Origin of the sequence: Streptoverticillium reticulum, from assembly GCF_047456005.1 — a bacterium.
In the GTDB taxonomy this organism is placed as follows: Bacteria; Actinomycetota; Actinomycetes; order Streptomycetales; family Streptomycetaceae; genus Streptomyces; species Streptomyces reticulum.
Map to the genome: position 1 here is coordinate 1,664,620 of NZ_CP179755.1, position 25,597 is coordinate 1,690,216.

Annotated in this window: 16 protein-coding genes; 8 read left to right on the forward strand and 8 right to left on the reverse strand. The window is 71.9% G+C overall.

The genetic code is table 11. The features are described 5' to 3' along the window. Positions 1 to 34: 34 nt before the first annotated feature. A complete protein-coding gene (locus tag ACMATS_RS07590) occupies positions 35 to 1,564 on the reverse strand; it encodes an MFS transporter (RefSeq protein ID WP_390779771.1) in 1,530 nt (509 codons plus the stop codon). Positions 1,565 to 1,707: 143 nt separating this feature from the next. Between ACMATS_RS07590 and ACMATS_RS07595 the strand changes: the two genes are divergently transcribed. Then, positions 1,708 to 2,745: an Lrp/AsnC family transcriptional regulator gene (locus ACMATS_RS07595; protein WP_414167403.1), complete on the forward strand. Its 1,038-nt coding sequence runs from the start codon at positions 1,708 to 1,710 to the stop codon at positions 2,743 to 2,745. A 197-nt stretch (positions 2,746 to 2,942) separates the two neighbouring features. Next, positions 2,943 to 3,935: a hypothetical protein gene (locus ACMATS_RS07600; RefSeq protein WP_414167404.1), complete on the forward strand. Its 993-nt coding sequence runs from the start codon at positions 2,943 to 2,945 to the stop codon at positions 3,933 to 3,935. A gap of 7 nt (positions 3,936 to 3,942) precedes the next feature. On the opposite strand, the gene ACMATS_RS07605 is transcribed toward ACMATS_RS07600, so the two are convergent. Then, entirely contained in the window at positions 3,943 to 4,911 is a 969-nt protein-coding gene (locus ACMATS_RS07605) for an NADP-dependent oxidoreductase (protein WP_390779774.1), read from the reverse strand. Positions 4,912 to 5,017: 106 nt separating this feature from the next. Between ACMATS_RS07605 and ACMATS_RS07610 the strand changes: the two genes are divergently transcribed. Continuing rightward, the gene (locus ACMATS_RS07610) at positions 5,018 to 5,983 is read left to right on the forward strand and encodes a GlxA family transcriptional regulator (protein WP_390779775.1); all 966 of its coding nucleotides are present in this window, start codon (positions 5,018 to 5,020) and stop codon (positions 5,981 to 5,983) included. A gap of 2 nt (positions 5,984 to 5,985) precedes the next feature. Here ACMATS_RS07610 and ACMATS_RS07615 read toward each other — a convergent pair whose 3' ends face one another. Further along, positions 5,986 to 6,555 carry a 2'-5' RNA ligase family protein gene (locus ACMATS_RS07615; protein WP_414167405.1) on the reverse strand — a complete coding sequence of 190 codons (570 nt, stop codon included), beginning with the start codon at positions 6,553 to 6,555 and terminating at the stop codon, positions 5,986 to 5,988. 165 nt (positions 6,556 to 6,720) lie between these two features. Here ACMATS_RS07615 and ACMATS_RS07620 point away from each other — a divergent pair, with 165 nt between their 5' ends. After that, positions 6,721 to 7,125 carry a sulfurtransferase TusA family protein gene (locus tag ACMATS_RS07620; RefSeq protein ID WP_414167406.1) on the forward strand — a complete coding sequence of 135 codons (405 nt, stop codon included), beginning with the start codon at positions 6,721 to 6,723 and terminating at the stop codon, positions 7,123 to 7,125. A gap of 15 nt (positions 7,126 to 7,140) precedes the next feature. Here the strand turns inward: ACMATS_RS07620 and ACMATS_RS07625 are convergent, their stop codons facing one another. After that, positions 7,141 to 9,015: a transketolase gene (locus ACMATS_RS07625; protein WP_414167407.1), complete on the reverse strand. Its 1,875-nt coding sequence runs from the start codon at positions 9,013 to 9,015 to the stop codon at positions 7,141 to 7,143. A 194-nt stretch (positions 9,016 to 9,209) separates the two neighbouring features. Between ACMATS_RS07625 and ACMATS_RS07630 the strand changes: the two genes are divergently transcribed. The 3 genes from ACMATS_RS07630 to ACMATS_RS07640 are packed head-to-tail and all read left to right on the forward strand — an operon-like array spanning position 9,210 to position 12,029. Next, a complete protein-coding gene (locus tag ACMATS_RS07630; protein WP_390779779.1) occupies positions 9,210 to 9,425 on the forward strand; it encodes a ferredoxin in 216 nt (71 codons plus the stop codon). Then, positions 9,415 to 10,782: an NAD(P)/FAD-dependent oxidoreductase gene (locus ACMATS_RS07635; protein WP_414167408.1), complete on the forward strand. Its 1,368-nt coding sequence runs from the start codon at positions 9,415 to 9,417 to the stop codon at positions 10,780 to 10,782. Before ACMATS_RS07630 ends, ACMATS_RS07635 begins: the two co-directional genes overlap by 11 nt. Before the next feature lie 20 nt (positions 10,783 to 10,802). Beyond that, entirely contained in the window at positions 10,803 to 12,029 is a 1,227-nt protein-coding gene (locus tag ACMATS_RS07640; RefSeq protein WP_390779781.1) for a cytochrome P450, read from the forward strand. Positions 12,030 to 12,176: 147 nt separating this feature from the next. On the opposite strand, the gene ACMATS_RS07645 is transcribed toward ACMATS_RS07640, so the two are convergent. Genes ACMATS_RS07645 through ACMATS_RS07660 form a run of 4 tightly spaced genes read right to left on the reverse strand, consistent with a single transcriptional unit; the run spans position 12,177 to position 24,187 of the window. Continuing rightward, the gene (locus tag ACMATS_RS07645; protein ID WP_414167409.1) at positions 12,177 to 13,466 is read right to left on the reverse strand and encodes a hypothetical protein; all 1,290 of its coding nucleotides are present in this window, start codon (positions 13,464 to 13,466) and stop codon (positions 12,177 to 12,179) included. 32 nt (positions 13,467 to 13,498) lie between these two features. Then, a complete protein-coding gene (locus ACMATS_RS07650; RefSeq protein ID WP_414167410.1) occupies positions 13,499 to 17,134 on the reverse strand; it encodes a hypothetical protein in 3,636 nt (1,211 codons plus the stop codon). After that, positions 17,127 to 19,475, reverse strand: coding sequence for a hypothetical protein (locus tag ACMATS_RS07655; protein ID WP_414167411.1), 2,349 nt, complete (start codon positions 19,473 to 19,475; stop codon positions 17,127 to 17,129). The genes ACMATS_RS07650 and ACMATS_RS07655 overlap by 8 nt, the downstream gene beginning before the upstream one ends. Then, positions 19,472 to 24,187, reverse strand: coding sequence for a DUF6603 domain-containing protein (locus ACMATS_RS07660; RefSeq protein ID WP_414170671.1), 4,716 nt, complete (start codon positions 24,185 to 24,187; stop codon positions 19,472 to 19,474). The genes ACMATS_RS07655 and ACMATS_RS07660 overlap by 4 nt, the downstream gene beginning before the upstream one ends. A 427-nt stretch (positions 24,188 to 24,614) precedes the next feature. Between ACMATS_RS07660 and ACMATS_RS07665 the strand changes: the two genes are divergently transcribed. Then, positions 24,615 to 25,340, forward strand: coding sequence for a hypothetical protein (locus ACMATS_RS07665; RefSeq protein WP_414167412.1), 726 nt, complete (start codon positions 24,615 to 24,617; stop codon positions 25,338 to 25,340). The last annotated feature ends 257 nt before the right edge of the window (positions 25,341 to 25,597 follow it).

Here is a 25,597-nt window from a genome sequence, read left to right on the forward strand (position 1 = left end):
ACGGGGCGCGATCACGCACCGGCCAGACCTCAGGTCAACCCCTCGTACCGGCCACGGAAACTGACGGTACGTCAGCCCGCGTCGCCCGGGCAGGAGCCGTCGGCCGGCGGACCAGCGCCAGCGCCACAACCCCGCCGAGCACCCCCAGTGCCCCGGAGACCCAGAAAACGTCCCGCAGGCCGTCGGCGAAGGCGACATGGACCATCTCCTGCACAGCGCCCCGCTGTGCAGGCGCGGTGTGCGCGATCAGCGGACCGGCCTGGCCGCCGGCCAGCGCGTCCGCGGAGACGCCGCCCCCGTGGTCCCGCACGGCCGCGGACAGGCCGGCGTGGAAGACCACGCCCAGCACCGCGATGCCCAGCGCGTTGCCCAGCTGGCGCGCGGTGTTGACCGCGCCGCTGGCCATGCCGGCGCGCTGCGGCGGCACCGCCGCCATGGCCGTGGACGCGAGCGCCGGGGTGCTGAGACCGACCCCGACACCGGCCACCGCGAAACCGGCCACCAGCACCGTCCAGGTGGACCCGGCACCGATGACGGTCATCAGCAGCGCACCGCCGCCGATCAGCAGCATGCCCACGCCCAGGGTGAACCGCGGCGAGACCCCGTGCAGGAAGCGCCCGCCGAGCGAGGCGACGACGAAGGACGCGGCACTCATCGGCAGGCACGCCAGGCCGGCCGTCACCGGGCCCATGCCCCGCACGGACTGCAGCCAGAGCGAGGTGTAGGCGAGGTAGGAGAACGCGGCGACCGACAGCAGCACCGCGGTGATCATGAGGCCGGTGAACGAACCCCGCCGGAACAGGGCGAGGTCCAGCATGGGCTGCGCCCGGCGCGGCTCGATCAGCAGGAAGACCAGCAGGGCCAGGGCGCCCAGGCCGAACAGCCCCAGGGTGGCGCCGGAGGTCCACCCGTAGTCGGTGCCCTTGATCAGCGCGTAGGTGACGGCACCGGCGGCCACGGTGAAGGCGGCCATGCCCGGCAGGTCCATGCCCCGGCCCCGGGCGGCGCCGTCGGCCGGCGCCTGCACGTAGCGCAGGGTCATGACGATGGCGAGCACGCTGATGGGCAGGTTGACGAAGAAGATCCAGCGCCAGTCCAGGTACTCGGTCAGCAGCCCGCCCAGGATCGGGCCGGCCGCCGACGCGGCACCGCTGACCGCGCCCCAGACGCCGAACGCCACCCCGCGGTCCCGGCCGTGGTAGAGGCGGGCCACCAGGGCGGTCGTGGTGGCCAGCATGGCCGCGCCGCCCACGCCCTGGACGCCGCGGAAGGCGATCAGCACCGCCGGGTCGGTGGCCAGGCCGCAGGCCAGCGAGGCCAGGGCGAAGACCGCCACCCCGGCCACGTACACCCGGCGGTGGCCGATCCGGTCGGCGAGCGACCCCAGCCCCAGCAGCAGCGCGGCCAGCGCCAGGGCGTAGATGTCCATGACCCACTGGAGGTCGGAGAACGACGTGTGCAGACTTCTGGCCATGTCGGGGAGGGCCACCACGACGATGGTGACGTCCACCAGCAGCATGAAGGTCCCCAGGCACACCGCAGCGAGCGGCAGCCACTTGCGCATCAGAGCAACTCCTGAATGTCTTGACCGGATCGAAGGGAATGTCGAAGAAGCCCGGCCAACCTCACACGCCACGGCTGGATCCCGAACCCAGCGGCCAGGTCCTGGTGGATTTCCATGATGAAGGTGCCTGTCATGATGGAAATATGCAAACCGTACCCACGACCGGCGCTGCCCCCGCTCCCGCCCCCGGAGAGCAGCTGGACGCGCTGGACCGCCGGCTGATCCACGCCCTGTCCCTCGACGGCCGGGCCTCGTTCAGCCGCCTGGCGGCCGTCCTGGGCGTCACCGACCAGACCGTCGTCCGCCGCTACCGGCGGCTCCACGGCGAACGGCTGCTCCGCGTCATCGGGCTCCCGGTCACCGACCGGCTGGGCATGTCGGAGAACTGGCTGCGCATCCAGTGCACCCCGGGCGCCGCCGTGCCGATCGCCGACGCACTGGCCCGCCGCCCGGACACCGGCTGGGTGAAGATCCACTCAGGCGGGTCCGAGGTGGCCTGCGTGGTCCGCTCCTACAGTGCGGACGAACGCGACGCCCTCCTGCTCCAGAAGCTGCCCCGCACCCAGCACGTCATCGGCGTCACCGCACAGAGCCTGCTGCACATCTTCACCACCACGACCCCCAGCCGGTGGATGCACGGCAGCGGCCTGTCCGAGGAGCAGGCCCGGGAGCTGGCGCGTCCGCAGCCCGCCGGGGACGAGGAGATCCGGCTCGACGCCGCCGACCGCGTCCTGCTGGAGCTCCTCGCCCGGGACGGCCGCACCGGCTACCCCGAACTCGCCCAGGCGACCGGCCGGTCGGAGTCCACCGTCCGCCGCCGGCTGGAACACCTGCGGGAGGCGGGCGCCCTCTACTTCGACGTCGAGATCCTCCCCGTGCACTTCGGACTGACCGTCCAGGCCGCCCTGTTCGCCACGGTGGCCCCGCACAATCTGGACGAGGCGGGCCGTGCCCTCGCCCGGCACCCCGAGATCCCCTGGGTGGCCGCGGCCACCGGCACCACCAACCTGGTGGGCACGATCCTCTGCCGCGACCGCCGTGCGCTCTACACCTATATGACCGAGCGCATCGGCGCGCTGAGGACCGTCCAGCAGCTGGAGATCGTCCCGGTCCTCCGGCACGTCAAGCGGGCCGGCCTGCTCACCGACGGCGCCCGGCTCTGGGAACCGCCGGGCCGGTGACGCCGGGGCGCCCCGTAAGGGCGCGGGGCTGTATTCGATTTGCGGCTCCGCCGCGTGGGCGCGATCAGCCACGACGCGCCCGCAGCCGACGTCCCCGGGGCTCCGCCCCGGACCCCTGGGGTTGTGCGTCGGCTGCGGGCCGGTGGGGACTTGTCGCGCAGTTCCCCGCGCCCCTTCAGGGCGCGTAGGCTCGCCCGATGATCGACAGCGCCACGCCTCCCCTCGACGAACTCGTCGAACTCACCGACTCCTGGAGCGAGATCCACGAGGACTACGACGACCTGAACAACGACGCGTACGACCGGACGGTCCTCGACTGCGCCGCGCGGCTGTCCGCCGACCCCGGCGGGGAATCGGCCCTCGCGTGGACGACCGGGCTGGTGCTGACGGCGCCTTACGTCGCCTGGGGAGAGGACGACGACGTCGCGCCGCACGTCAAGGCCGCGTTGGAGGCCGCCGACCGCGCGCTGCGCGACCGGCCCTGCGACCACGACGACCACCCGTACCAGGAGCACGACGCCGAGTACGACCTGGACCTCGCCGAGTTCCCGTGCCAACTCGCCGACGAGAGTGCCGACTGGGACGAGGACCACTCCCGGGAGCAGTGGCTCTGCCCGCGCAACGTGGCCGGATTCGCCCGGATCGCCCTGGACATCGTCGACCCCGGATCGGTCACCGGCATCCCGCCCCGCCTGCCCCTGATGGACCGGCGCAGCATCGACACGCTGTCGGCGATCCTGCACGGCTACCCGGAACCGGGGACGGAGGTCGGCGAGGAGATCTCCTCCGTGGCGTTCGACCTGCGGATCGCCGGACCGGAGGACCGGCCCGGATGTCTGCTGATCGTCATGGCGGTCACCTGGTACGCCGTCTCCGACTTCGTGGACGACGCGTCCCTGCTCGACGAGCTCGTCTCGGCGCTGGAGGAGGCGCTGCCGCACTTCGCCGACGCGTCGTGCACGCACGGCACGCATGTGCAGCCGCCCGGCAGCGGCCCGGCCGCGGTGGAGGTCGGCGTCATGCTGACCAGCCCCGGCGGGCGCGCCCTCTACGAACAGGACTTCAGGGAAGGCCGGGACGCCCCGCTGGAGCACCTGCTGTGCCCGGTCGCCCTGACGGAGATCGCGGAGGAGTCGCTGAGCGCGCTGCGTGCCCGGCGCGACGAACTCCGGCATGGCGGCGGCCAGTAGAGGAGGGTCAGCGCGCCACCGAGAGGACGATCTTTCCGGTGGTGCGGCCCGTCTCGCCCAGCCGGTGGGCCTCGGCGACGTCCTCAAGAGGGAACACGGTGTCGGCGATCACGCGCAGACGGCCGCTCCCGACCAGCTCCGTGATCGCGTGCAGGCCCTGCCGGTCGGGCTCGACGAGCATGAACACCGCCCGGACTCCGGCCGCTTCGGCCTCGGCGCGGGGAAACGTCCCGTCCAGCGGGAGGATCGAGACCAGGGTGCCGCCGGGGCGCAGGGTGCGCAGGGAGCGGGCCCAGTTGGCGCCGCCGAGGGTGTCCAGGACGACGTCCATGCCGCGGACCGTCTCCGCGACGTCCTGGGTGCGGTAGTCGACGACCTCGTCCGCGCCGAGCGAGCGCAGCAGTTCGTGCTTGGCGGCGCTGGCGGTGCCGGTCACGTGGGCGCCGCGGGCCTTGGCGATCTGGACGGCCAGGTGGCCGACCCCGCCCGCGGCGGCGTGGACGAGCACGCGCTGTCCGGGCCGTACGTCGGCGGTGTCGACCAGGGCCTGCCACGCGGTGAGCGCGGCCAGCGGCAGGGCGCCCGACTCGATGTGGGTCAGGCCCGCGGGGCGGGGGGCGAAGTGGCGGGCGGGCGCGGCGACGAACTCGGCGTAGGCGCCGGCCGGGTGGGGGAAGCGGGGCATCCCGTACACCTCGTCGCCGGGCCGGAACACGGTCACGCCGTCGCCGACCGCCTCGACCACGCCGGAGACGTCCCAGCCGAGGGTGAACGGGGGCTTGACCCCGGTGGCGAACTCGCCGCGCGAACGGGTCTTCCAGTCGGCCGGGTTGACGCCGGCCGCGTGCACGCGGACCAGGATCTCGCCCCGGCCCGGCTCCGGGCGCCGCGTCTCGACGACCTTGAGGACGCCGGGCTCCCCGGCGGTGTCCTGGGAGACGGCGCGCATGGTGACGGGGGTGGCGGGCTGGGACATGCTGGTTTCCCTCTTTCCGGCAGCTCTTGTGGTGACGTCCTCAGACTGCCGGGACGGGACGGCCCCCGGTGGTGGCGCTCCGGCCACAGGGTGAAAGGATCCGGCCATGCACCACGTAGGCGTTCTGGCCCTGGACGGCGTCTTCCCCTTCGAACTCGGCATCCCCGCCCGGATCTTCGGCGCCGCCCGCGACGAGGCGGGCCGTCCCCTCTACACCGTGACCACGTGCAGCCTGGACGGCGGCCCGGTCCGCTCCGAGGCCGACTACGACCTCGCCGTCTCCCACGACGCCTCGTTGCTGGCCTCCGTCGACACCGTCGTCATCCCGCCCTCGCGCTCGCTCGGTCCCGTCCGCGAGGAGGGCCGCCTGCCGGACGCCCTGCGCGAGGCGCTGGCCGCGATCCGCCCCGGCACGCGGATCGTCGCCATCTGCACCGCCACCTACGTCCTGGCCGCGGCCGGCCTCCTCGACAACCGCCGCGCCACCACGCACTGGCGCGAAGCCGACCGCCTGCAGCGGATGTTCACCACGGCCCGCATCGACCCCGACGTGCTGTTCGTCGACGACGGCGACATCCTCACCTCCGCCGGGGTGGCCGCGGGCATCGACCTGTGCCTGCACCTGGTGCGCCGCGACCACGGCAGCCGGACCGCCAACGACGTGGCCCGCTCCTGCGTCGTCCCGCCGTGGCGCGACGGCGGCCAGGCCCAGTACATCCAGCGCCCCGTCCCCGACCCGGGCGCCTCCGGCACCGCCGCCGCCCAGGCCTGGGCGATGGAACGCCTGGGCGGACCGCTGGCGCTGGCCGACCTCGCCGCGCACGCCCATATGAGCGTGCGCACCTTCTCCCGCCGCTTCCGCGAGGAGACCGGCACCACCCCCGGCCAGTGGCTGGTGCGCCAGCGCGTCGACCTGGCCCGCCACTACCTGGAGACCACCGACTGGCCCGTCGACCTGGTCGCCCGGCGCTCCGGCCTCGGCACCGGCGCCTCCCTGCGCCAGCACCTCCACGCGGCCGTCGGCGTGAGCCCCCAGGCGTACCGCCGCACTTTCCGCCCCGCCGCCGGCTGACGTCAATCCGCCGGCAGGCGACGGACGTTGCCCGTGCCGAGCGCGATCACGGCCCGGGGCCGCATGGGCTCCTCGCCGCGCCGCGAGAGCAGGACGACGTCCTCGACCGCGGCCGAGAGGGTGCCGAGCCGGGCGGCGCACTCGGCGGCCAGGTTTTCGGGGTCCTGCGTGCGGCCGAGGGACAGGTGCGGGGTGAAGCGGCCGCCGCAGAGCGGGAACCGCTGCCCCAGCGCGCGGTGGAGCCGGGCCCACGGCGCGGGCCCGGCCGCGGCCGGGTCGAGCCACACCGTCGCGAAGTGCCGGTGCCGGAAGTACCGCACGCCGGACAGCCGTGCCGTGAACGCCGCGCTCTCCGCCGCGGCGGCGGAGAGCAGCGGCACGGCCTGCGCGAACTCCTCCTCGGGCACGAAGCCGAACAGCAGGTTCACGTGCGGCGGCCAGCGCCGCACCTGCGGATCGTGCTCCCACCGGATGTCCTGGATCGCGGGCCAGAGCCCCCGCGGCGGCAGCCACGCCACCGCGGTCCGGGGCGTCGGCGCCGCTTCGAGCACGTCCATCGGGTACCCGTCCACACCACCATGATCCGGGGCGGGGCCGGTGCGCACGAGCCGGCGCTCCAGGCCGGCTCGGCGAAGCGCGGTGCGTGCTCGCACCCCGAAGGGGCGCGGGGCGGTGACATATGCGGCTCCGCCGCGTGGGCGCGACCAGCCACGACGAAGCGAGAGGAACAGACAGGCATGGAGCCCCCGGACATCACCGTCGACGGCACCGGCCTGCTCTGCGTCACCCTCCTGCTGCGCCTGCGCGCCCGCATCGCCGATGCCGCGCCGGGGACCATCGTCCACGTCATCGCCACCGACCCCGCGGCCCCGCTCGACCTGCCCGCCTGGTGCCACATGACCGGCCACGCCTACCTCGGCGAGGTCCGCGGAGGCGACCGGCCCGTCTACGCCCTGCGCATCGCCGCGGACGCCCGCACCACCCGCCCCGACGCCCCCCTGGCACCGCGCCGGGAACTGACCCGACGGAGGCCTAGGGCGTGTCCGATGGGTCAGTGCGGGCCCCGCGGCGTCTGGTGCTGGGGGCACCTCCTGGGGGCACCCCCAGCGGTAGCTGGGGGAGCGCCGCGGGGCCTGTGCTGACCCATCGGACACGCCCTAACGCTGCACCAACTCGCGCGCGGCCCGGGCGATATGGGCGCGGGAGATGCCGGCCTCGTCGAGGAGTTCGGCGGTGGTGCCGGAGCCGGGGAGGACCGTGACGGCGAGGTGGGTGAGGGTGGGGGCCAGGCGCTGGGCGGTGAGGGCGGACTGGACGGCTTCGCCGATGCCGCCTTCGGGGTGGTGGTCCTCGGCGACGACGAGCGCGCCGGTCTCACGGGCGGAGCGGGCGAGCGTCTCGCCGTCGAGGGGTTTGACGGAGTACAGGTCGACGACACGGGCACGGATCCCCTCGTCGGCCAACCGGTCGGCGGCGGCGAGGCATTCGTGGAGGGTGACGCCTGCGCCGACGAGGGTGACCGTGTCGCGGTCGCTGCGGCGCGGGGTCTTGGAGCCGCCGACGGGGAACGTCTCGTCGGGGGCGTACAGGACGGGGTAGGCGCCGCGGGTGGTGCGCAGGTAGGAGATGCCGGGCAGGTCGGCCATGGCGGCGGTCAGGGCCGTGGCGGAGGTGGCGTCGGCGGGGTAGAGCACGGTGGAGCCGTGGACGGCGCGCATCATGGCGAGGTCTTCCAGGCCCATCTGGGAGGGCCCGTCCGCGCCGATCTCGACGCCGCAGTGGGAGCCGCACAGGGCCACGGTGGCCTGGGAGACGGCTGCCATGCGGATGAAGTCGTGGGCGCGGGTGAGGAAGGCCGCGAAGGTGGCGGCGTAGGTGCGGTAGCCGCGCGCGGCCATGCCGACGGCAGTCGCGATCATCTGCTGTTCGGCGATGTAGGTCTGGACGTAGCGTTCGGGGCACGCCTTCTTGAAGTCCTCGGTGTGGGTGGAGTTGCCCACCTCCGCGTCGAGGACGACGACGTCGGGCCGGGCGCCGAGGGCGGCCAGCGCCTTGCCGAAGGCGGACCGCGTGGCCACGGCCTCCCCCACCTCGTAGCGGGGCAGTTCGACGGGACCGGCGGGCTGCCGCTGCACCCGCGTACCGGCGGGTGGCCGGGGGCCTCGGGCCAGCAGGTTGCGTACGCCGCCGAGTTCGGCGACGGCCCGTTCGGCGAGCTCCGGGGGCAGGGGCTTGCCGTGCCAGCCCTCGTGGTCGGCGACCTCGGTCACCCCCTGGCCCTTGACGGTCCGGGCGACGACGACGGTGGGCGCCTGTCCGTCGGACGCGATGGTCAGGGCCCGGTCGACGGCCTCCAGGTCGTGGCCGTCCACCGTGATCGCGCGGCAGTCGAAGGCCTCGACGCGGCGGGCGTAGGCCGCGATGTCCCAGCCCAGCTCGGTGGGGCCGCACTGGCCCAGGCGGTTGACGTCGACGACGGCGGTGAAGTTCGCCAGCCGGTGCCGGCCGGCCTTGTCGACGGCCTCCCAGACCGACCCCTCGGCCATCTCGCTGTCCCCGCACAGCGTCCACACCCGGTAGGGCTGCGCCTCCAGGTCGCGCCCGGCCAGGGCGATGCCGACGGCGTAGGCGATGCCCTGCCCCAGGGAGCCGGTGGCCACGTCCACCCACGGCAGCACCGGGGTGGGGTGCCCCTGCAGGCGGGCGCCGAACCGCCGGTAGGTGTCGACCAGTTCGTCCTCGCCGACGACGCCCGCGGCCCGGAACATCGCGTACAGCAGCGGGGAGGCGTGCCCCTTGGAGAAGACCAGGTGGTCGTTGGCCGGGTTGCCGGGGTCGTCCCAGTCGTAGCGCAGGTGACGGGTCATCAGCACGGCCATCAGGTCGGCGGCCGACAGGCTGGAGGTGGGATGCCCGGACCCGGCCGAGGTGCTGGCGCGCACGGAGTCCACCCGCAGCTGCTGCGCCAGCTCGAAGACCCGGGCCAGGCCGTCCTCGGGGCCGAGGCGCTGGGTGGGGGCCTGTGCCGTCATCGTGGCTTCCTCTCGCCGGCCGCTCCGCTCCGTTCATCCTCACCGCCCCGCGCTCCCCCGGCGGCAGGGACTGGGCCGTACGGGTACGGCGCCCCGGACGGAGCAGCACCACCGGCGCCGCCGCCCGGGCGGGCGTAGGAAGGGAGGGTGGGGTACGGCGTCGCGCCGGGAGGACAACGGAGGAGCGGTCCGGGATGCAGATCGTGGTCGATCTCAATCGGTGCCAGGGGTACGCCCAGTGCGTGTTCCTCGCTCCGCAGGTGTTCGAACTGCACGGCGAGGAAGCCCTGTTGTACGTGCCCACGGTACCGGAGGGCCAGGACGAGCGGGTGCGGCGGGCCGCGGCGGCCTGCCCGGTGCAGGCCATCATGGTCGGCGAACAGGCGGGAGACGACGCCGGTGTCCGGTGAGATGCGCGACGGGCGGATCGTGATCGTCGGAGCGTCCCTGGCCGGGCTGCGCGCGGCCGAGACGCTCCGCGACGAGGGGTTCGAGGGCGAGCTGACGCTGGTCGGGGACGAGCCGCATCCCCCCTACGACCGGCCGCCGCTGTCCAAACAGGTGCTGCTCGGCAGGGCGGGTGCCGAGCAGTGCGGACTGCCGGGCCGCCGCGAGCTGGACGCGACGTGGAAGCTCGGCGTGGCCGCCACCGGGCTCGATCCCCTCGGCAAGAACGTACTGCTGGCCGACGGCGAGCATCTGCCCTTCGACCGGCTGCTGATCACCACCGGCACCCGGGCCCGGCCCTGGCCGAACCCCGAAGAGGGCGCGCTGGATGGGGTGTTCACGGTCCGCACGAGCGACGACTCCGCGCGCCTCGCCGCGGCCCTGGACGCCGGGCCCGGCCGGGTCCTGGTCATCGGCGCCGGGTTCACCGGCTCGGAAGTCGCCTCCGCGTGCCGGGAACGGGGCCTGCAGGTGACCGTCGCCGAGCGCGGCCGGGCGCCCCTGATCGGTGCGCTGGGCGGGACGGTCGGCGACTGGGCCACGAAGCTGCAGCGCGCACACGGCGTCGACCTGCGCTGCGGGGTCACCGTGACCGCGCTGAAGGGCAGCAACGGCCGCCTCACCGGTGCCGAGCTCTCCGACGGGAGCCGGGTCGAGGCCGACGTCGCCGTGGTCTGCCTGGGCGCGGTCCGCAACACCGAGTGGCTGGCCGACTCCGGCCTCGCGGCCGGCCCCCGGGGCGTGGCCTGCGACGCGGGCTGCCGCGTCTTCACCATGTACGGCATCGTCACCGACGACGTGTTCGTCGCCGGTGACGTGGCCCGCTTCCCCCACCCGCTCTTCGAGTACCAGCTGATCGCCCTGGAGCACTGGGGCAACGCCGTCGCCCAGGCCGAGGTGGCCGCCCACAACATGATCAGCCCCGGCCCGCGCCGACGGCCCCACCTGGCCGTACCGACCTTCTGGTCCAGCCAGTTCGGCCTCAACATCAAGTCCGTCGGCGTACCGACCTTCTCCGACCAGGTGGTCCTCGCCCAGGGCGCGCCGGACGAACGCCGCCTGGTCGCGGTCTACGGCTACCGCGGCCGCATCACCGCCGCGGTGACCGTCAACCGGGCCAAGTGGCTGGAGCACTACCAGCGCCTGATCGAGACCGCGGCCCCGTTCCCGCCCGGCCCCGGCGCCGCCGACCACCTCGCGGACCGCGAACCCGTGCCCTCCGACGTCCCGGACCCCCGGGTCCTCACCCACGGCCCGACCGTGGCCCTCACCGGCCACCTGCCGGACCGCCGCCTGACCCTCATCCGGCCCGCAGGCTGACGACACCAGGAGCCCGCCCGATGTCCTCCGAGACCCTCTTCCGCCGGATCACCGACTACGCGAACCGCGCCGACCCGTACCCCCTCTACGCCGAGCTCCGCGAGCACGGCGTGGCTCGGCAGGAGGACGGCAAGTACCTGGTGGGCACGTACCACGAGATCACCGCGCTGCTCCACGACCCGCGCGTCAGCTCCGACGTGCGCAACCGCACCGAGCCCGACCCCGACCTCCAGCCGGCGGAAGGCCTGCCGCCCGCCTTCATCGGGCGCGACGACCCCGAGCACGACCGCCTCCGGCGCCTGGCCATGCGACCCTTCGGCCCGCCCCACTCCCCCGGCAGGATCGACGCCCTGCACGGCGACATCGCCCGCATCGCCGGGCAACTGGCGGACGGGCTCAGGGACAAGGACCGCTTCGACCTCGTCGACGACTTCGCCTTCCCGCTTCCCGTCACCGTCATCTGCGACCTGCTCGGCGTGCCGGCCGAGGACATTCCCCAGGTCCACACCTGGGCCGACACGGTCGTCAGCGGACTCGACTTCACCCCCGGCGAGGACCCTGAACCGCGTCGGCGCGCCGCCCAGGAGGCCCGGATGGCGATGGGCCTGTACCTCGGCGGGCTCGCCGAGAAGCGGCGCGCCCGTCCCGCCGACGACATGCTCTCCGCCCTCGCCAACGACGATGGCCCCGACGGACGGCTCACCCAGGAGGAGTTGATGGTCACCACCGTCCTGCTCCTGATCGCCGGACACGAGACCACCGTCAACCTCATCACCAACGGCATGCTCACCCTGCTCCGCAACCCCGAGGCGCTGGAACGGCTGCGCGCGGAGCCGGAGTTGATGCCCAGCGCCGTGGAGGAGCTGCTGCGCTACGAACCCCCCGTGCAGTTCCTGCCGCAGCGCACCCCGCTCGCCGACATCGAGATCGGCGGGGCCACCCTCCCCAAGGGCGCCCCGCTGGTCCTCGTCCTGGCCTCGGGCAGCCGCGACCCCCTGCGCTTCGCCGAACCCGACCGCTTCGACCCCGCCCGCCGGGACAACGTGCACTTCGGCTTCGGCAGCGGCATCCACAACTGCTTCGGCGCGCCGCTGGCCCGCCTGGAGACGCAGATCGCCCTGACGACGCTCCTCGACCGCCTCGACGGCCCCGGCGGCCTGCGGCTGTTGGAGGATCCGCCGGAGTACCGCCACAGTCCCGTGCTGCGCGGGCCACGGCACCTGCCCATCGGGCAGGCGGGGCGCTGAGCGGTCAGATCAGAGCACTCGGAGCGGCAGCCGGTAGCGCTGCCAGCGATCGGTGATGTGCTCGATCACTTCTGACAAAAGTGCCATACCGGCTCAAACGACTGAAGTCACTGCGCGCTACGGTCACGTGACTCCGGCCAGGCGGCGCTAGTCGCGCGCCACCTTCCAGCTGTCCCCGCCCACGCGGTTGCCCGGATTCCACCTGAACACGTAACCGCGGTCGTCGCTGTAGTTGTAGGCCGCTGCGTACAGCCAGCCGGACTTCTGATTGTTCTGGAGTCCGATGCTGTCACCGTCCGTGATGACGCTGCTGCCCCCGCGGGTGATGTCGTTGCCGCTCTTCACGTCAACGGTGCTGTCAATCCCGAGGGACTTCCCGTACGGTCCGCGCAAGTCCCGGATACGGAAGATCTTTCCGTCGGCGACAGCGTTGACGTTGCCGTTCGCAGTCAGGTCTCCGTTCACGGTCATGCCGTCCGCGATGTTGACGGAATTGCCCTCCAGCACATTGACCGTGCTGTTGACGTTGAGCGGCTCGCTGATCGGTCCCCGCAGTTCTCGGATGCGGAAGATCGTTCCGTTGCCGACGGCAGTCACGTTGCCGTTCGCCGTCAGATCCTTGTCCACCGTCAACCCCTTGACACCGGTGGAACCGGTCACCGAGACGTCGCCGTCCACCTCCAGCCCCGTCAGCTTCGGGTTCGTCACCGTGACCGTGGTCGTCAGACAGTGCGTGGTCCCACCCGTGACGTACGAGAGTTGGAAGGTCGTGTCGCGGTCGATCGTCGTGCTGTATTCGTGGTTCTTGCCGACCGAGTGCGCGTCGCCGCCGTGCGAGACCGTGTAGTCCAGCGTCGACGGGCCGTTCCACGTGAGCTTGACCGACGTGCCGGTCGTCACCTCCAGCTTGTCCGCCGTGAAGTCGGACACCGCCGTGGCCGGGATCTTCGGGGCCGGGAACTTCGTGACCGCCAGCTTGGTGAAGCGCGGGTTGTCGGGCCACTTGTCCGTGTCCGTCGTGGCAACCTCGCGGATCTCGATCCGGGCCGTGCCCGGCCGGGAGCTGATCTTCAGGTTCTCCAGCGTGATGGTGATGCCGGAGACGTCGACGGCCGCATCGGCCTTCTTCGGCTTGGCCACGAAGTGGGCGTAGTCGCCCGGCGGCAGGATGGTCTGCGTGCCCGGCTCGATGCGCTGCACCGTCCAGTCCGGGGCCTGCCCGTCGCCCGCGTCGGCCTCGACCAGGCTCTGGGCGAGGTCGCCTTCGGGCAGGGAGAAGACGATCTCCCGGCAGTAGACGGTCTCGCCGCCACCGTTCGAGACCACGATGTGCAGGGCGGTGGCAGGGTCGTCGGTACCGGTCGTCGCGTACAGCGGGAACGGTTCGCTGATGATGGCGTAGTCCAGCAGAGGCAGGGGGGCGTCCGGCTCGCTCACGGAGTCGGCTCCTTTCAGGATGGGGTACGAAGTCACTTGGTGTCGAAGCCGCCGGAGAGGCGCAGGAAACCGGTGCGTACGGTCGGGCCGTCCTCGTCCAGCCGGGCCGTCTGGTCGATCTGCACGATCGACTCGTGGGCCCACTGCGGCGCGGCGTCGTTCCCGGCGGGTGCGTCCGGGACGACCAGTTCGGCCCAGTCCCACGTGCCCTGCGGGGCTGTGGGGTGCGGCATGGCGAGGGCGTCGACGAAGCCGGCCGACGCACCGGCCCCGCCGACGTCCTTGGCCGGGACCTTGCGCGTCGTGGTCAGCACCGGGCTGAGCCGCAGCGCCACCTGCATCGCGGCCATGGCCGTCCGCGTGAAGCGCGTCGGGAGCTGAAGTCCCGTCACCGGGAGGATGTCCGTGGTCGCGTGGACCGTGGCCTGCGGGTCGAGCAGCAGCGTGACGTGTGTCTGCTGCGTCGAATCCGCCCGGAGCCGCGGCCAGTTGGCGTCCGCGATCTCCGCCACGTAGTCCGTGTGCGGGTGGTCGCCCGGTGTGGCCACCGAGTAGAACGTGCCGTAGTCCTCCTCGGAGAAGTAACCGATCAGACCGTCGCCCTTCTGCCCGGCGTTGCCGAGCCGGACGGGCCACCGGTAGTCGAGGTGGGCCATTGCGGCCGGCGCCGTGGCGCCCTGGCGCGTGGCCCACTCCGCCTGCGTCTTCCAGTCCAGCGCGTACTGCCAGCCCTCGTCGGCGACGGGAAGGCCGTCCAGCTCGAAGCCGAGCCGGGCGCGGACCAGGGCGAGCGGGCGTCCGAGCAGCGCGCCGAGCACCTCGTCGCCGTACACGTTGCCCGGGTCGATCCCCGCGAGCGCGTGGTCGACGGTGGCCAGCAGATCGGCGAAGGCGTCCTCGCCCTTCGCCGACAGCTCGCGGGCGAACGCGTAGAGCTGCGGCCGGGACTCCCGCAGGTCATCGATCGTGCGCACCTGGGAATCCGGCAGCGGCCCCCAGCCGACCACGGTCGTCACATTGCCGTCCTCGCCCTCACGGAGTTCGAGGCGCAGTTCGCCCAGCGGCTCGCCCGTCGGCGCGTAGCACAGCAGCGAGCGGTCGACATAGTTGGGAACGATCCACGCGCCCACCGGAGTGGTGCCCGCGGTCAGGTCGACCAGTTGCGCGTCGTCGTGCTCGGCGACGAAGTCGAACCGCAGCCGGGCGGGCTGCAGCAGACGCGGCGGCAGCTGGACGAACCGTCCCGTGTCCGTGGTCTCGACGAACTTGCCGTCGGGGTGCAGGCTGTCGCCCACCTTGGGCTCGAAGGTCAGCGCGTCACCGTCCAACAGGACATCGAGGCTCTGGCCGAACTCGTCGATGACGCTCAGCCTCTTCACCGCGAACTGCCCGGCCCGGATCTGGGTGAAGCCGGACTTCTGCCAGCCCTTGAACGGCTCGGGCAGCATGCCCGGGTTGGGCAGGTGGCGGAACGCGTCCCCGACGAGCTCGCCGATCCTGCCGGGCGGGCTGACGCCGGGCGCGGGGTCGCGCAGGGCGAAGGCGTCGGTGAGCCCGTCCAGCCGCTGCGAGAGCAGATCGAGGTCCTTGATCTGCTCCGCCGCCGCGGTGAGCGCCTCGGCCGTGGCCGCGTCGGGGTGGTCGGCGGCGTGCTGTTCGAGCCCGCTGCTCGCCGTGTGCTGCGGCAGCGGTACGAGGAAGCGGCGGCCGGTCACCTCGATGGTGTCGGAGGCGGCCGAGTCCTTCGCCAACTTGTAGCGGCTGCCGTCGAACGTCCAGTTCGGCTGGTTCTGCTCGTCGTGGTAGGGCACCTGCCAGTGGTCGACCCGCCACTGGAACAGCAGCGGCTTCCACGGCTGCCGCCAGTCGTCCGGTTCGATGTCGGTCGTGTAGCTCCGCGGGGCCTTCGGGTCGATCACGTACGCGAACTCGATCAGCAGGGCCGACGCGACCAACGGCAGCCCGGTCAGCTGGAGCGAGGTGAAGGGGTTGGCCCGCCCGTCGTTGACGATCTGCGAGGGCATGCGGCAGAGCAGCGCCCCGTCCTTCGTCAGCGGCTTGTGCGCGGTGTGGTTCTTCGAGCCGGCCAGCACCATGGTCGGGTCGGTGACCTGGTAGAAGGGCGGCAAGGTCTCCTTGCGCAACTCGTAGCCCTCGGGCAGCTGGTGGCCGCTCAGGCAGTCGGCGATGTCCTTCTGCTTCTTGTTCTTCAGGTCGTCCTGCGCCGCGGCCACCCGGGCGGCGAGACCGTCCGCGTTCTTCGGGTCGATCTCGGCGTACAGCCGCTCGCGGCTGTACTGCGGCGGGATCAGCGGCAGGCTGTGCATCCACCACAGCGCGTACAACCGCTGCTGCAGCGCGGTCAGTTCGCGCTCGGCCTTGTCGTAGGCGCTCTGGCAGCCGTTGAGCTTCGCCAGCCACGCCTCCTGCTCGGGCGCGACGCCGGACCAGGTGACCGACTTCGGGTTGCCGGAGACGTTGCCCTTGCCGGCGGTGTCGGCGAGCCGCCACACGTAGCCGCCCGGCACCTGCTGGAACCAGCCCTTGTGCAGGGCCTGGCCCGTGAGGACGTCGCCGTCGGGCTCGTCGAGGGTGTTCAGCAGGCCCTTGCCCAGGGCGTGCAGGAGGGCGGGGTCGATGGTGTGGTCGACGGCGTTGCCGGAGCCGGCGGGCAGGGCCGCGCGGGCCTCGGCGACCAGCGCGGCGTGCGCCTCGTCCGCGCTGCTCCCGACGGCGATCCGGTCACGGACGTCGGTCTTCTGCGGCCGGTCCGAGTCAGGTGCGGCGCCGGTGCGGTTCCACTGCACCTTGAGGGCGCGGCCGCAGTAGGTGGTGCTGTCGGGCGTCCAGCCCTCCGGCAGGTCCTCGACCGCCCAGCCGAGCCCGGCCAGCACGGACTTCACCGTCGCACCCGCTTCGTCCAGGCGGCGGCGCAGCTCCTCCTGGGCGGGGTCCGAATACCAGCCCACGACCTGGTAGTTCACGGTTGCGGCAGCGATGTCCTGGCCCTTGTCGTCCTTCAGGTCGTCGTGCAGCGAGAAGACGTCCTCGTGGTACGGCTGGTAGACGTGGAAGGTCATGATGCCGGGGCCGACCGCGGTGAGGAACAGCTCCTTGCGCGCGGCGTCCGTGGGCTCGTTCCACGTGCTGCTGCCGTTGATGCTCTGCTTCTTGCCGATCCGCGTCGTGATGATCGTGGAGCGGTAGGGCGTGTTCGCCGGGTCCCCGGCCTCGGGCCGCACCGGGTGCATGAAACGCGACGTGCCGTGCTCGGGGTCCAGGTAGTCGCTCTCCACCACCCAGCCGGCGGTCAGTTCGGGATGGTCCGGCACCTGGCGGACGACGAGCCAGCGGTTGGGCACGAGCGGGAACTGCGTACGCCCGCCCGCGGCCCGCGCGGCGCCCTGGCGCAGCGAGTCGGGCAGCTCCCAGCGCACGTAGACGCCGTCGTACTGCTTGTAGGCGTCGTCGGTCCCGCCCTCCTGCGTGGCGTTCCACTGGTCCTCGTTGGTGAACGGGGCCACTTCGGGGCTGAGGCTGTGGCGGAGCAGGTTGAAGTTGGGCCGCCAGCGCCGGAAGCCCTGGCCGTCGCGTTGGCGCAACTCCCGGTTGACCACCAAGGCGTCCACGTTCACCGGGACGATGAGGGTGTCGTCGCGGTCAGCCATTGAGGTGGTCTCCTGTCGTGGTGAGGGTGTGCTGTGCGGCAGCGGTGGTGAAGGTGCGGCGCTGCGCGGCGTTGATCATCTGGATGGCGAACTCGCTCGGGGTGAGCGGCCGGTCCGTGATGCCCAGGGCGTTGGCCAGGCCGCCGGCGAGCTTCGTGACGTTCAGCACCGTGTCGCCCGGGGCGCGCAGGTAGTCGTCGAGCCCGGGTGTGGCCGGGAAGGGGTGCTGCTTCGGGTCGAGCTCCTTGCCGATGTCGGCTCCCGAGAGGGACCGCAGCCGGATGATGCCGTCGTCGACGGGGTTGTCGCTGCCGCCTTCCGCCGGCTCGTCGATGCCGAAGTGCACGCCCTGCTGCGGCTCGGCGAGCTCGACCCGGCCCGGTACGCCCTCGACGAGGACGAGCAGTACGTCGTCGGCGAGCGCCTCGCGGCGCAGCACCGGAAGCGCCGTCTCCCCGTCGGTGGCCGTGGGGTTCGCGTACGGGCGGACCTCCAGCGCGGGCCAGCCGCTGACGAGTTGGGAGCGCAGCAGCAGGCCGGTGACCGGCGCGCTGAACGGCGGCAGCGGGGCCTGGCCCTCGGGGCCGAAGACCAGCTCGTCCGAGGTGAGGTCGAAGGTGTGGGCGAGTCCCACGCTCAGGGCGCCGTCCAGCAGGGTGGCGGTCCAGTCGGGGTCGACGTAGAAGAAGCGCAGGCTCTCGGCGGGCAGCATCCGGGTGTCGGGCACGAGGTGCGCGAACGGGACGCCGGTGAGGTTGCGCAGGCCGAGCAGCCGGTTGCGGACGAGGGCGAGGTCGTCGTCGTGCGGGTCCACCAGCGGTGTGCCGTCCGTGGTGAGCCGGGCGTGCAACTCCGTGTCGGCGCGCAGCCGTTCCATGGTGAGCCCGGCGGTGGCGGGCAGTGCGGTGGCGGTCGGTGCGGGGGTGACGCCGGGGCGCTGTACGGGCGCGGCGGCGGTCTGCTCCTGGGCGCGGGCCGGTGTGGTCAGGAGTTCGCCGAGGTGGCCGACGAGGCCGTTCGTCGCCAGGTGCTCGATGCGCTCCCGCGCCCCGGTGGCGGCCGGGCGGCTGTTCTTCTCCGCCGCTCGCTGCACCTTGCCGCGCAGCCGCAGCAGCGCCGCGCCGAACTGGTGGTCGGCGAGGGCGACGCCGCGGCCGGCGGTGAACGCGGTCGCGAGGCTGACGTCGAAGACCCCGTACTGCTGCAGGTGGATCAGCGCCTCCGTCGCGCACCGGCGGCGCTGGCGGTCGGACTGCGGCTGGGCGGGCTGCGGGATCAGCGGGCCCCGGTACCAGCCGAAGGTGGAGCGTCCGGACTCGGTGCGGCACGAGACCGGCAGGTAGCCCTTGCCGAGCCGGTCGGCGACCTCCTGCTGGTCGGCCCCGGACAGCGGGCGGCCGGCGGGCAGCGGGACACGCAGCAGCAGTGCGGAGCCGTCCTCGCCCTCGGTGTCGACGAAGTGCTCGGTCAGCGCGGCGAATCCGGGTGCGTGGTCGGGGATCGTCTCGAACGCCCACGACCACAGCGAGATGAGCCGCACGTCCTGTTCGGTGCCCTCCGTCTCCTTGGAGCCGCCGGGCAGGTACGGCAGCCAGCCTTCCAGGGACACGAGGTGTGCGACGTAGCGGCCGCCCTTCGCGCTGGGCAGGCGGTTGCCGACCACGACCGCGTAGTCGCCGATCTGGATCAGGTCGTCGCCCGGCGCCGCGTGCTGGTGCTGTTCGTTGACCCGGCGCACGTGGGTCAGGAAGGACAGTTCGTCCTGGGTGGGGGCGATGCTACGGAAGACGGTCCTGGGGACCTTGACCGTGCGGCAGACCTGCTGCTTGTCGTCGTCGGTGAGCGGGTCCGCGTGCTGGTCGAACGGGGGCAGGAGGACGCCGTCCTCGGTACCGGTCAGCTGGTCCACGGTCCGCGCGTCGGTCTGCCCGAGGCAGTGCGGGTCGGTGACGGGCAACTCGCCCTCGCCGAGGACGAGGAGGGCCAGCCACGGCAGGCGCGTACCGTCCTTCGCCGTCGCCTCGTCCCGCTCCCACGGCAGCGTGGCACGGTCGAGCGTGACGTGCGGCAGCACGTCGTCGTAGAGACCGGTGGCGCCCGGGGGCGGGTATGCGCCGTGGATCCACTCCGGCTGCACGGTGAAGCGCGGGGCGCGGACCTCCACCTGCTGAGTCAGCTTGGTGTCCAGGTAGTCGTCCGTGTCGACCCGGTTGCCGTCCTTGGTGAGGGACTGCTGCGCGGTGAGGGTGTACCGGCCCGCGGTGAGCTTGGGCACCAGCGAGTCGACGAACTGCACGTTCAGCGACGGGTCGGGGTCCGGGGCGTATTCGGGGTGGCTCATGCCGCACCGCCTTCGGTGGTTCGGGGGTCGCGGGAGTCGCGGGAGGCTGCCGGGGTGTCGGTGACCCTCGGGGGTACGGTGACGGCGAGTGCCACCGGGTCGTCCTTGAGGGGAACGGTGACGGGGAGCAGGACCGGCGGGTTCGCCGCGACGTCCACGACCTGGACCTGCCGGACCTGGGACCGGGCGACGTAGAGGCGGTCACCCGCGGCGGAGACCGCGAGCGCGGTCGGCTGCGCGCCGACCCACACGGGTTCGGCCGCTTCCTTCGGCAGGTCGCCGGTGGTGTCGAAGACCGAGACCGTGCCGGTCACGGAGTTCGCCACGTACAGCCGCGTGCCGTCGGCCGAGGCGGCCAGGGCGCTGGGGCTCGTGCCCGTGCGCAGGGTGGTGGCGATCGTCTTGGCGGCGACGTCGATGACGGTCACCGTGGACTTGCCCGCGTTGAGCGCGTAGAGCCAGCGGCCCTTGGGGTCGGCGGCCAAGCGCGCCGGGGAGGGTCCTGCGGGCAGGTCATCACTCGTGTTGCACGTGGGGTACTTCCCGTTGGTGACGTCCACCTGGGCCACGGTGTTCAGCTCGGGCCTGGCGACGTAGACGATCTGCGACGTGTCGTCCCACCGCGCTGCGGGGACGACGTCGCCGATGGCCGTCTGAAGGCCGAAGTCCCATTTCTTCACGGGAACGTCCGACTGCAGGTTGAGCACGAGCAGCTGCTGCGACTGCGTGGCAGTGGCGAACGCCCACTTGTTGTCGGGCGAGACCGCCGCTCCCCGCGTCTGCTGGTATCCCCATATGCGGTCGTGGAACAGGGACTTGGTGGTTCCCGGCGGGTTCGCCGAGATGTCACGCACGTCGATGTTCTGGTCGTTGTCGACCGCGCACAGCCGGTGGCCGTCCGGGCCGACGGCGAAGTGGAGCGGTGCGGTGGCTCCCTGCGCGAACTCCAGGGGGATGCCGGCGTACGCCGTCAGGCTCTGCGCGTCGACCGGCGTGACGGTCGCCCCCGCGCCCAGCACGTACAGCCGCTCGCTCGCGGTCGGCGTGCCCGGGACCGGCGGTGCGGGCGTGGCGTCGATGTCGCCCGCCACCAGTCCGTCGGTGGCGGTGAGTTGCGCGTTGGTGAGGGGGCTCACGTCCAGGTAGCCCATGGCGGCGAAGAGCCGGTCGCGGGACTGGTCGACCGGTCCGCCGGTCATGCCGCCGGTGACGGCGCCCACGTTCGCACGTACCTGGGGAACCGGCGCGCTGTCGGCGACGAGCTCCACGGCGACCTGCGGCGTGTCCCCGGTCTGCGCGAGGGCGGACCGCTCGACGACGGCCTCCATGACGGCCGGCTGCACCAACGGCAGCCGGCCGTTCGGCTTCCGCTCGTCGTGGGCGATCGTGCCGGCCTTGATCGGCCCCGGTGTGCTGCCCGGCGTGGGCAGCGGCAGCCGCAGGTCGGCGCCCGTCAGCTGGCCGTCCACACGCTGCGGACTGTCGGTGGCCAGCTTGCCCTGATACTGCCCCCACAGCGCCGCGGGCAGACTGGCCTTGTTCGGTGTGACGGTCCACGCGCTCAGGTCCTGCGCGGTGGCGTCCTTGGTGAGCGTGACCGTGAGCGCCGAGTCGAGGCTCTCGCCGTCCTTGCGCAGGGGGCGGATGTTGACGTCCGTGCCGTCGACCGTGTGCTGTTTGTCGTCGCCGAGGTACAGCGTGCCGACCGGGACGGCCGTGCGGACGGCGAAGGAGAAGTCGCCGATGCCGACGGTCCACAGCCCCGGCTCGGACTTGGACTCCACCGGCATCAGCCCGTTCATGGGCACGAGCCGGACGGCGTCCTGCTTCGCGGGCAGCTGCTTGACCACGTCCGACCACGGTGCGGCCTTGTCGCCGTCCGCGCTGCCCTCGCCGAAGCCGATGGTGAAGGAGATGAACCAGAGGTGGACGGTGACTTCGCCGCCCGTCGGCGGGCCCCACAGGTGCAGGGAGGCGCCGACCTCGACGCTGATCGTCTCGCGCACCAGCCACAGGTCGAGCACGTAGCTGACACCGATGCTGATGCCGATCTCGGCGTCGAAGTGGAACGGCGCCCACTCGATGAGCATGTTGGCATGCGCCGTCAGCCAGGCGTGCAGGTCGCCGGAGCGGAAGTTCACGTCCAGCGCACCGCCGGCCATGATCGCGCCGGGGGTGAGGGCGAAGTACGAGCCGCCGCTGATGGTCAGTTCGAAGGTGACGGGCCAGTTGAAGCCGAGCCGGGGCACCTGCGGGTAGTGGGCGGGCACCTTGTAACTGGGGTGGTAGCCGCCCAGTGTCAGGACGAAGTCACCGGCGTTCTCGCCCGTGAACCACGTGTACAGCGCGAATCCGCCCGTGAGGACGCAGTCCTCGGACAGCAGGAACGAGCCGGGCGCGAGCTGCGCGGTCAGCTTCAGGACGCCTTCGCCGGCCCGGTACTTGGCGGACAGGCCCAGCCGCACCTTCGCGTACGCGGGCAGGGACTGGTCCTTGGGGAACTGCGCCTCGGCCGTGCCGAGCACCGCGACGGCGAAGTCGTTGCCGACCTCCAGGACCAGCAGTGCCTGACCGCTGAGGAACTCGAAGACCTTGAATTCCAGTCCGGCCGCGAACCACAGCTGGCCGGCCGCGGGGTGCACCCAGGCGTCTTCGCCGCCGCCCATCAGGGTGTCCAGGACCTGGAGCGGGTCGGTCTCCGGCGAGGACATGTCCTTCAGGAACGGGAAGTCCAGCACCTGGTCGCCCTCGGGCAGCCGCAGGTCGGTGTTGAGGCCGAACCCGGCCATGATGCCGGTGATCTGGACGGGCGGCGGTCCGCCGAACTCGCCGTTGGCCTTGCCGAAGAGGAAGAACGACGGCTGGTCGGGGTGGGCGGTGGGGCGCGCGTAGGCACCCATCGCGGTGAGGCCGAACTCCTCGGCCTTGACGGCCAGCACACCCTCGACCAGCGGGTCGTAGTCGGCGTCCGCTTTGAGCACCAACGCGCCCTCGATGGACAGCGGCGGGCGGGAGTAGCCGACGCTCAGGCCGTCCAGCCGGAACTTCGGTGCCGTCGGGTCGGACAGCGGTATGCCCAGGCCCAGTCCGTCGACGCCGACGGTGAGTCCGGCCATGCCGAGGGAGGCGTCGAAGAGCACCCACACGGTGTCGTCGGCGAAGCCCACACCGACGCGCTTCAGGTTCAGCGGGCCGACGTTGCGCTGGATCTTGACCCAGGCGACGAGGGGCAGACCGGTGGGGACGGGGGCGGCATCCCCCGGGACGGGGGCGCCGTCCTGCGTGATCACCCTCGGCCGTGCGGAAGCCTCCGCGGGGGCAGAGGCAGGGGCCTTGGACTTGCGGCTGCCGCCCCGGACCACGACGGAGGTCGTCCCGGAGTTGCCGTGCAGCCGGAGGTCGATGGTGAAGGCCAGGCCCTTGCCCAGCCCGTCGGCGGGTAACAGCGGCAGCGTGCCGTCGCTCGCCGTGAGCGCCTTGTTGAGCTCGGCGACACGATCGGCGTCGAGCTTCTCGGAGGTGAGCAGGACGCCGAGGCCGCTCACGCCGAGGTCCTGGTCCGCGGGTATCTGCCCGTGCAGCAACGGCACGTCCGACAGCTTGGCGTCCAGGCCGACGCCGACCCGCACGGCCCAGGCGCGCGTGCCGCCCGAGGGCAGGTCCGACACGACGACGAGCGAGCCGCCGGCCTTCTCCTTCGCGGCGAGCACGATGGACTTGCGGGCGGAGCCGTACCCGACCGTGAGCCCGGTGACCGTCCCCAGCCTGGTCAGCACCTCGGCCGCGGACTCGTCCTGCACTCCCAGCAGCCGGGCGAGGTCCGCGAAGGAGACGCCCTTGGAGTCCTCGCAGCTCGCGCTGAACTCGGCGTGCTGGACGTCCTTGACGGTGAACGTCAGCGTACGGACATCGTCGTCACCGCCGGTCGGTCCGGGGACGGCCAGGACCAGGCTGCCCTCGTACTCCTGGTCGTACGCCTGGCCCTCGCCGCCCTTGGACAGCGTCACCTTGACGTCGAGGTCGGCCGTGGCCTCGCCGAGCGGGAACTCGACGTCCACCTCGATACGGAAACCGGTGGAGTCCTTGCCCCGGTCGTACGCCAGCATGAGGCGCTTGAGGACGATGTCCTTCAGAACGGGCGGCGGTGCGGCACCGAACAGGCCGAAGAACGCCTCGGCGATGTGCCATTCGGTGCCGGCCTCGGGCTCGACGACGAATGCGTAACTGGTCTGCTCCGCCTCGAAGTCGAGCCCGCAGGTGATGAGCAACGGATCCCCGCCGTCGACGGCGAGTGCCGCCTGGGCGAAGAGCTTGCGGACTGCGGCGCCGTCGAGCATACGGATCTCGTACACCAACCGGACGTCCTGCAGCCCGAGGGCGCTGAGGGCGGAGAGGACCGGTTGGTCCTTCAACGAGAGGCTGATCCGGACCCCGGCGATATCGGCGTCGTCCGGATTCTTCTCGTCGTCGCTGAAGAACTGCAGGGAGACCTGGGGCGTTTTCTGGACGACGGTGCCGGTGACACACAGCTTGTCCGGCTCCGTCGCCAACGCGGTGAGGGTGGTGCCCTCCACGTCGAACCATTGGGAGAGCGCTCCGAGATTCACCGCGCTCTTGAGGTCCCCCAGGTCTTCGGGGAGCCCACCGGGGATGGGGAGTTTCCCGCCCCGGGAAAGGCCTTGCAGCCATTCCTTGAGCTTGCCGACGGTCATCGCCACAACGCATTACCTCCGGACCGGATGGGCCGCGCCGGGAACGGGCCGCCTGTAGTGGGTGCGAAATTCGCGCTCACGGTATCCGCAGTGGAATCCGCAGCAGCGGTGATCAGCCAAGTGGCGGGCGAGGGGGGTCGGCATGTTCGTCGGACTCTGCGACAGAATCCGACTGTTGACCGCTTTACGGGCATATAGGGAGTTGAGTCGCTATTGTCCGTCATGGATCGGCCATGACCTGCGACAAGTCCGCGCCACATGATCCGAAAGCGGGCCCGGAGACCGCCTCCTCAGGGTGAGTTCTCCGCAACAGACTGCCACTCGGCGACGTCCAAATCTTGCTGCTGCGCTCGACGTCGGCCCCGGGTCGGGGATCGCCGCGTGCTAGCTTCCCCGCGCCCACAGCAATCTTCAGAGAAGGCCGAGCATGGCGAACACGACGTCCGAGAAGCCGGGTTCCAGCAAACGGAACGAGGTCGTGAACCTCCGGCATGGCGGCAAAAAGGACCTCACCTGCCCCAGGTGCCATTACCGGCGGGACAAGGAGAAGCCGCGGCACAGCGTCCCGGAACTCGTTGACAGCGAAAAGCTGCGAGGTGCCGTCGGCGAACTGCGCGACGCGATCCTGGCGAAGGGGAAGTTCGAGGAAGAGGCCTTCATGCTGGGGGTGCTGGAGGCGAAGGTACGCGGTCGCGAGTACTACCTTGCAGCCTGCAGCAGTGGACGTATCGACATCTCGCCGTATCTCGGACAGATCTCCTACCACAAGGGAAGCTGGAAACTTCCGGCCACAGAGGCGGCCGTTCCGAGGATCGATGACGGTAGGTGGACCGGTGACGGCTGGAGAACCATCAAGTGGGAGAAGGTGGACATCCCTCTGCAGGAAGGGGGTCAGGCCATCCCTCATATAGACCAGACCTGCGCCGCGATGAAACTCCTGCTGGGGCTCGGCTGTCTACTGCGGGGCGACGCGTGGGGAGCGGTCGAATATGTGCGCATGAGCGAGATGTACTACGTGGGCCCCCGGAACACGACCGCCTCGCGCCAGTGGCACGGTGAGGGCGAAACCTGTTCATGGACCGCCCATTCCTGCCGGCCGTGCAACATCCGCATCCCCTACCTGCTCTGCGACATCGCCTCCAACTGGATGTAGGCAGCGGGTCCGTCGACGCACGGAACCCGCTGCCCGGCCGCTTCAGCGAGGGTAGGCCGGCATCATGGCCCGCGGCGAGTCGACCAGAACGGCGCCGGCACCGAGCTTCGTGGCGGCGGCCAGGTCGGCGATGGTCAAGCTCCTGGTCGGGGAGGGAAGCCGGCGACGGCCGCCGGCTGACGTGGCCCACCGTGGCACAGGGCGGCGTCGGCACTCTACCGAGCCACGTGAGTCACCCCTATGCTCCAGCGCACCAT

Excerpts from the sequence above, each read along its gene's own strand:
- ACMATS_RS07590 (WP_390779771.1), bottom strand. The coding sequence starts at position 1,564 with ATGCGCAAGTGGCTGCCGCTCGCTGCGGTGTGCCTGGGGACCTTCATG.
- ACMATS_RS07595 (WP_414167403.1), top strand. The coding sequence starts at position 1,708 with ATGCAAACCGTACCCACGACCGGCGCTGCCCCCGCTCCCGCCCCCGGA.
- ACMATS_RS07600 (WP_414167404.1), top strand. The coding sequence starts at position 2,943 with ATGATCGACAGCGCCACGCCTCCCCTCGACGAACTCGTCGAACTCACC.
- ACMATS_RS07605 (WP_390779774.1), bottom strand. The coding sequence starts at position 4,911 with ATGTCCCAGCCCGCCACCCCCGTCACCATGCGCGCCGTCTCCCAGGAC.
- ACMATS_RS07610 (WP_390779775.1), top strand. The coding sequence starts at position 5,018 with ATGCACCACGTAGGCGTTCTGGCCCTGGACGGCGTCTTCCCCTTCGAA.
- ACMATS_RS07620 (WP_414167406.1), top strand. The coding sequence starts at position 6,721 with ATGGAGCCCCCGGACATCACCGTCGACGGCACCGGCCTGCTCTGCGTC.
- ACMATS_RS07625 (WP_414167407.1), bottom strand. The coding sequence starts at position 9,015 with ATGACGGCACAGGCCCCCACCCAGCGCCTCGGCCCCGAGGACGGCCTG.
- ACMATS_RS07630 (WP_390779779.1), top strand. The coding sequence starts at position 9,210 with ATGCAGATCGTGGTCGATCTCAATCGGTGCCAGGGGTACGCCCAGTGC.
- ACMATS_RS07640 (WP_390779781.1), top strand. The coding sequence starts at position 10,803 with ATGTCCTCCGAGACCCTCTTCCGCCGGATCACCGACTACGCGAACCGC.
- ACMATS_RS07650 (WP_414167410.1), bottom strand. The coding sequence starts at position 17,134 with ATGGCTGACCGCGACGACACCCTCATCGTCCCGGTGAACGTGGACGCC.
- ACMATS_RS07655 (WP_414167411.1), bottom strand. The coding sequence starts at position 19,475 with ATGAGCCACCCCGAATACGCCCCGGACCCCGACCCGTCGCTGAACGTG.
- ACMATS_RS07660 (WP_414170671.1), bottom strand. The coding sequence starts at position 24,187 with ATGACCGTCGGCAAGCTCAAGGAATGGCTGCAAGGCCTTTCCCGGGGC.
- ACMATS_RS07665 (WP_414167412.1), top strand. The coding sequence starts at position 24,615 with ATGGCGAACACGACGTCCGAGAAGCCGGGTTCCAGCAAACGGAACGAG.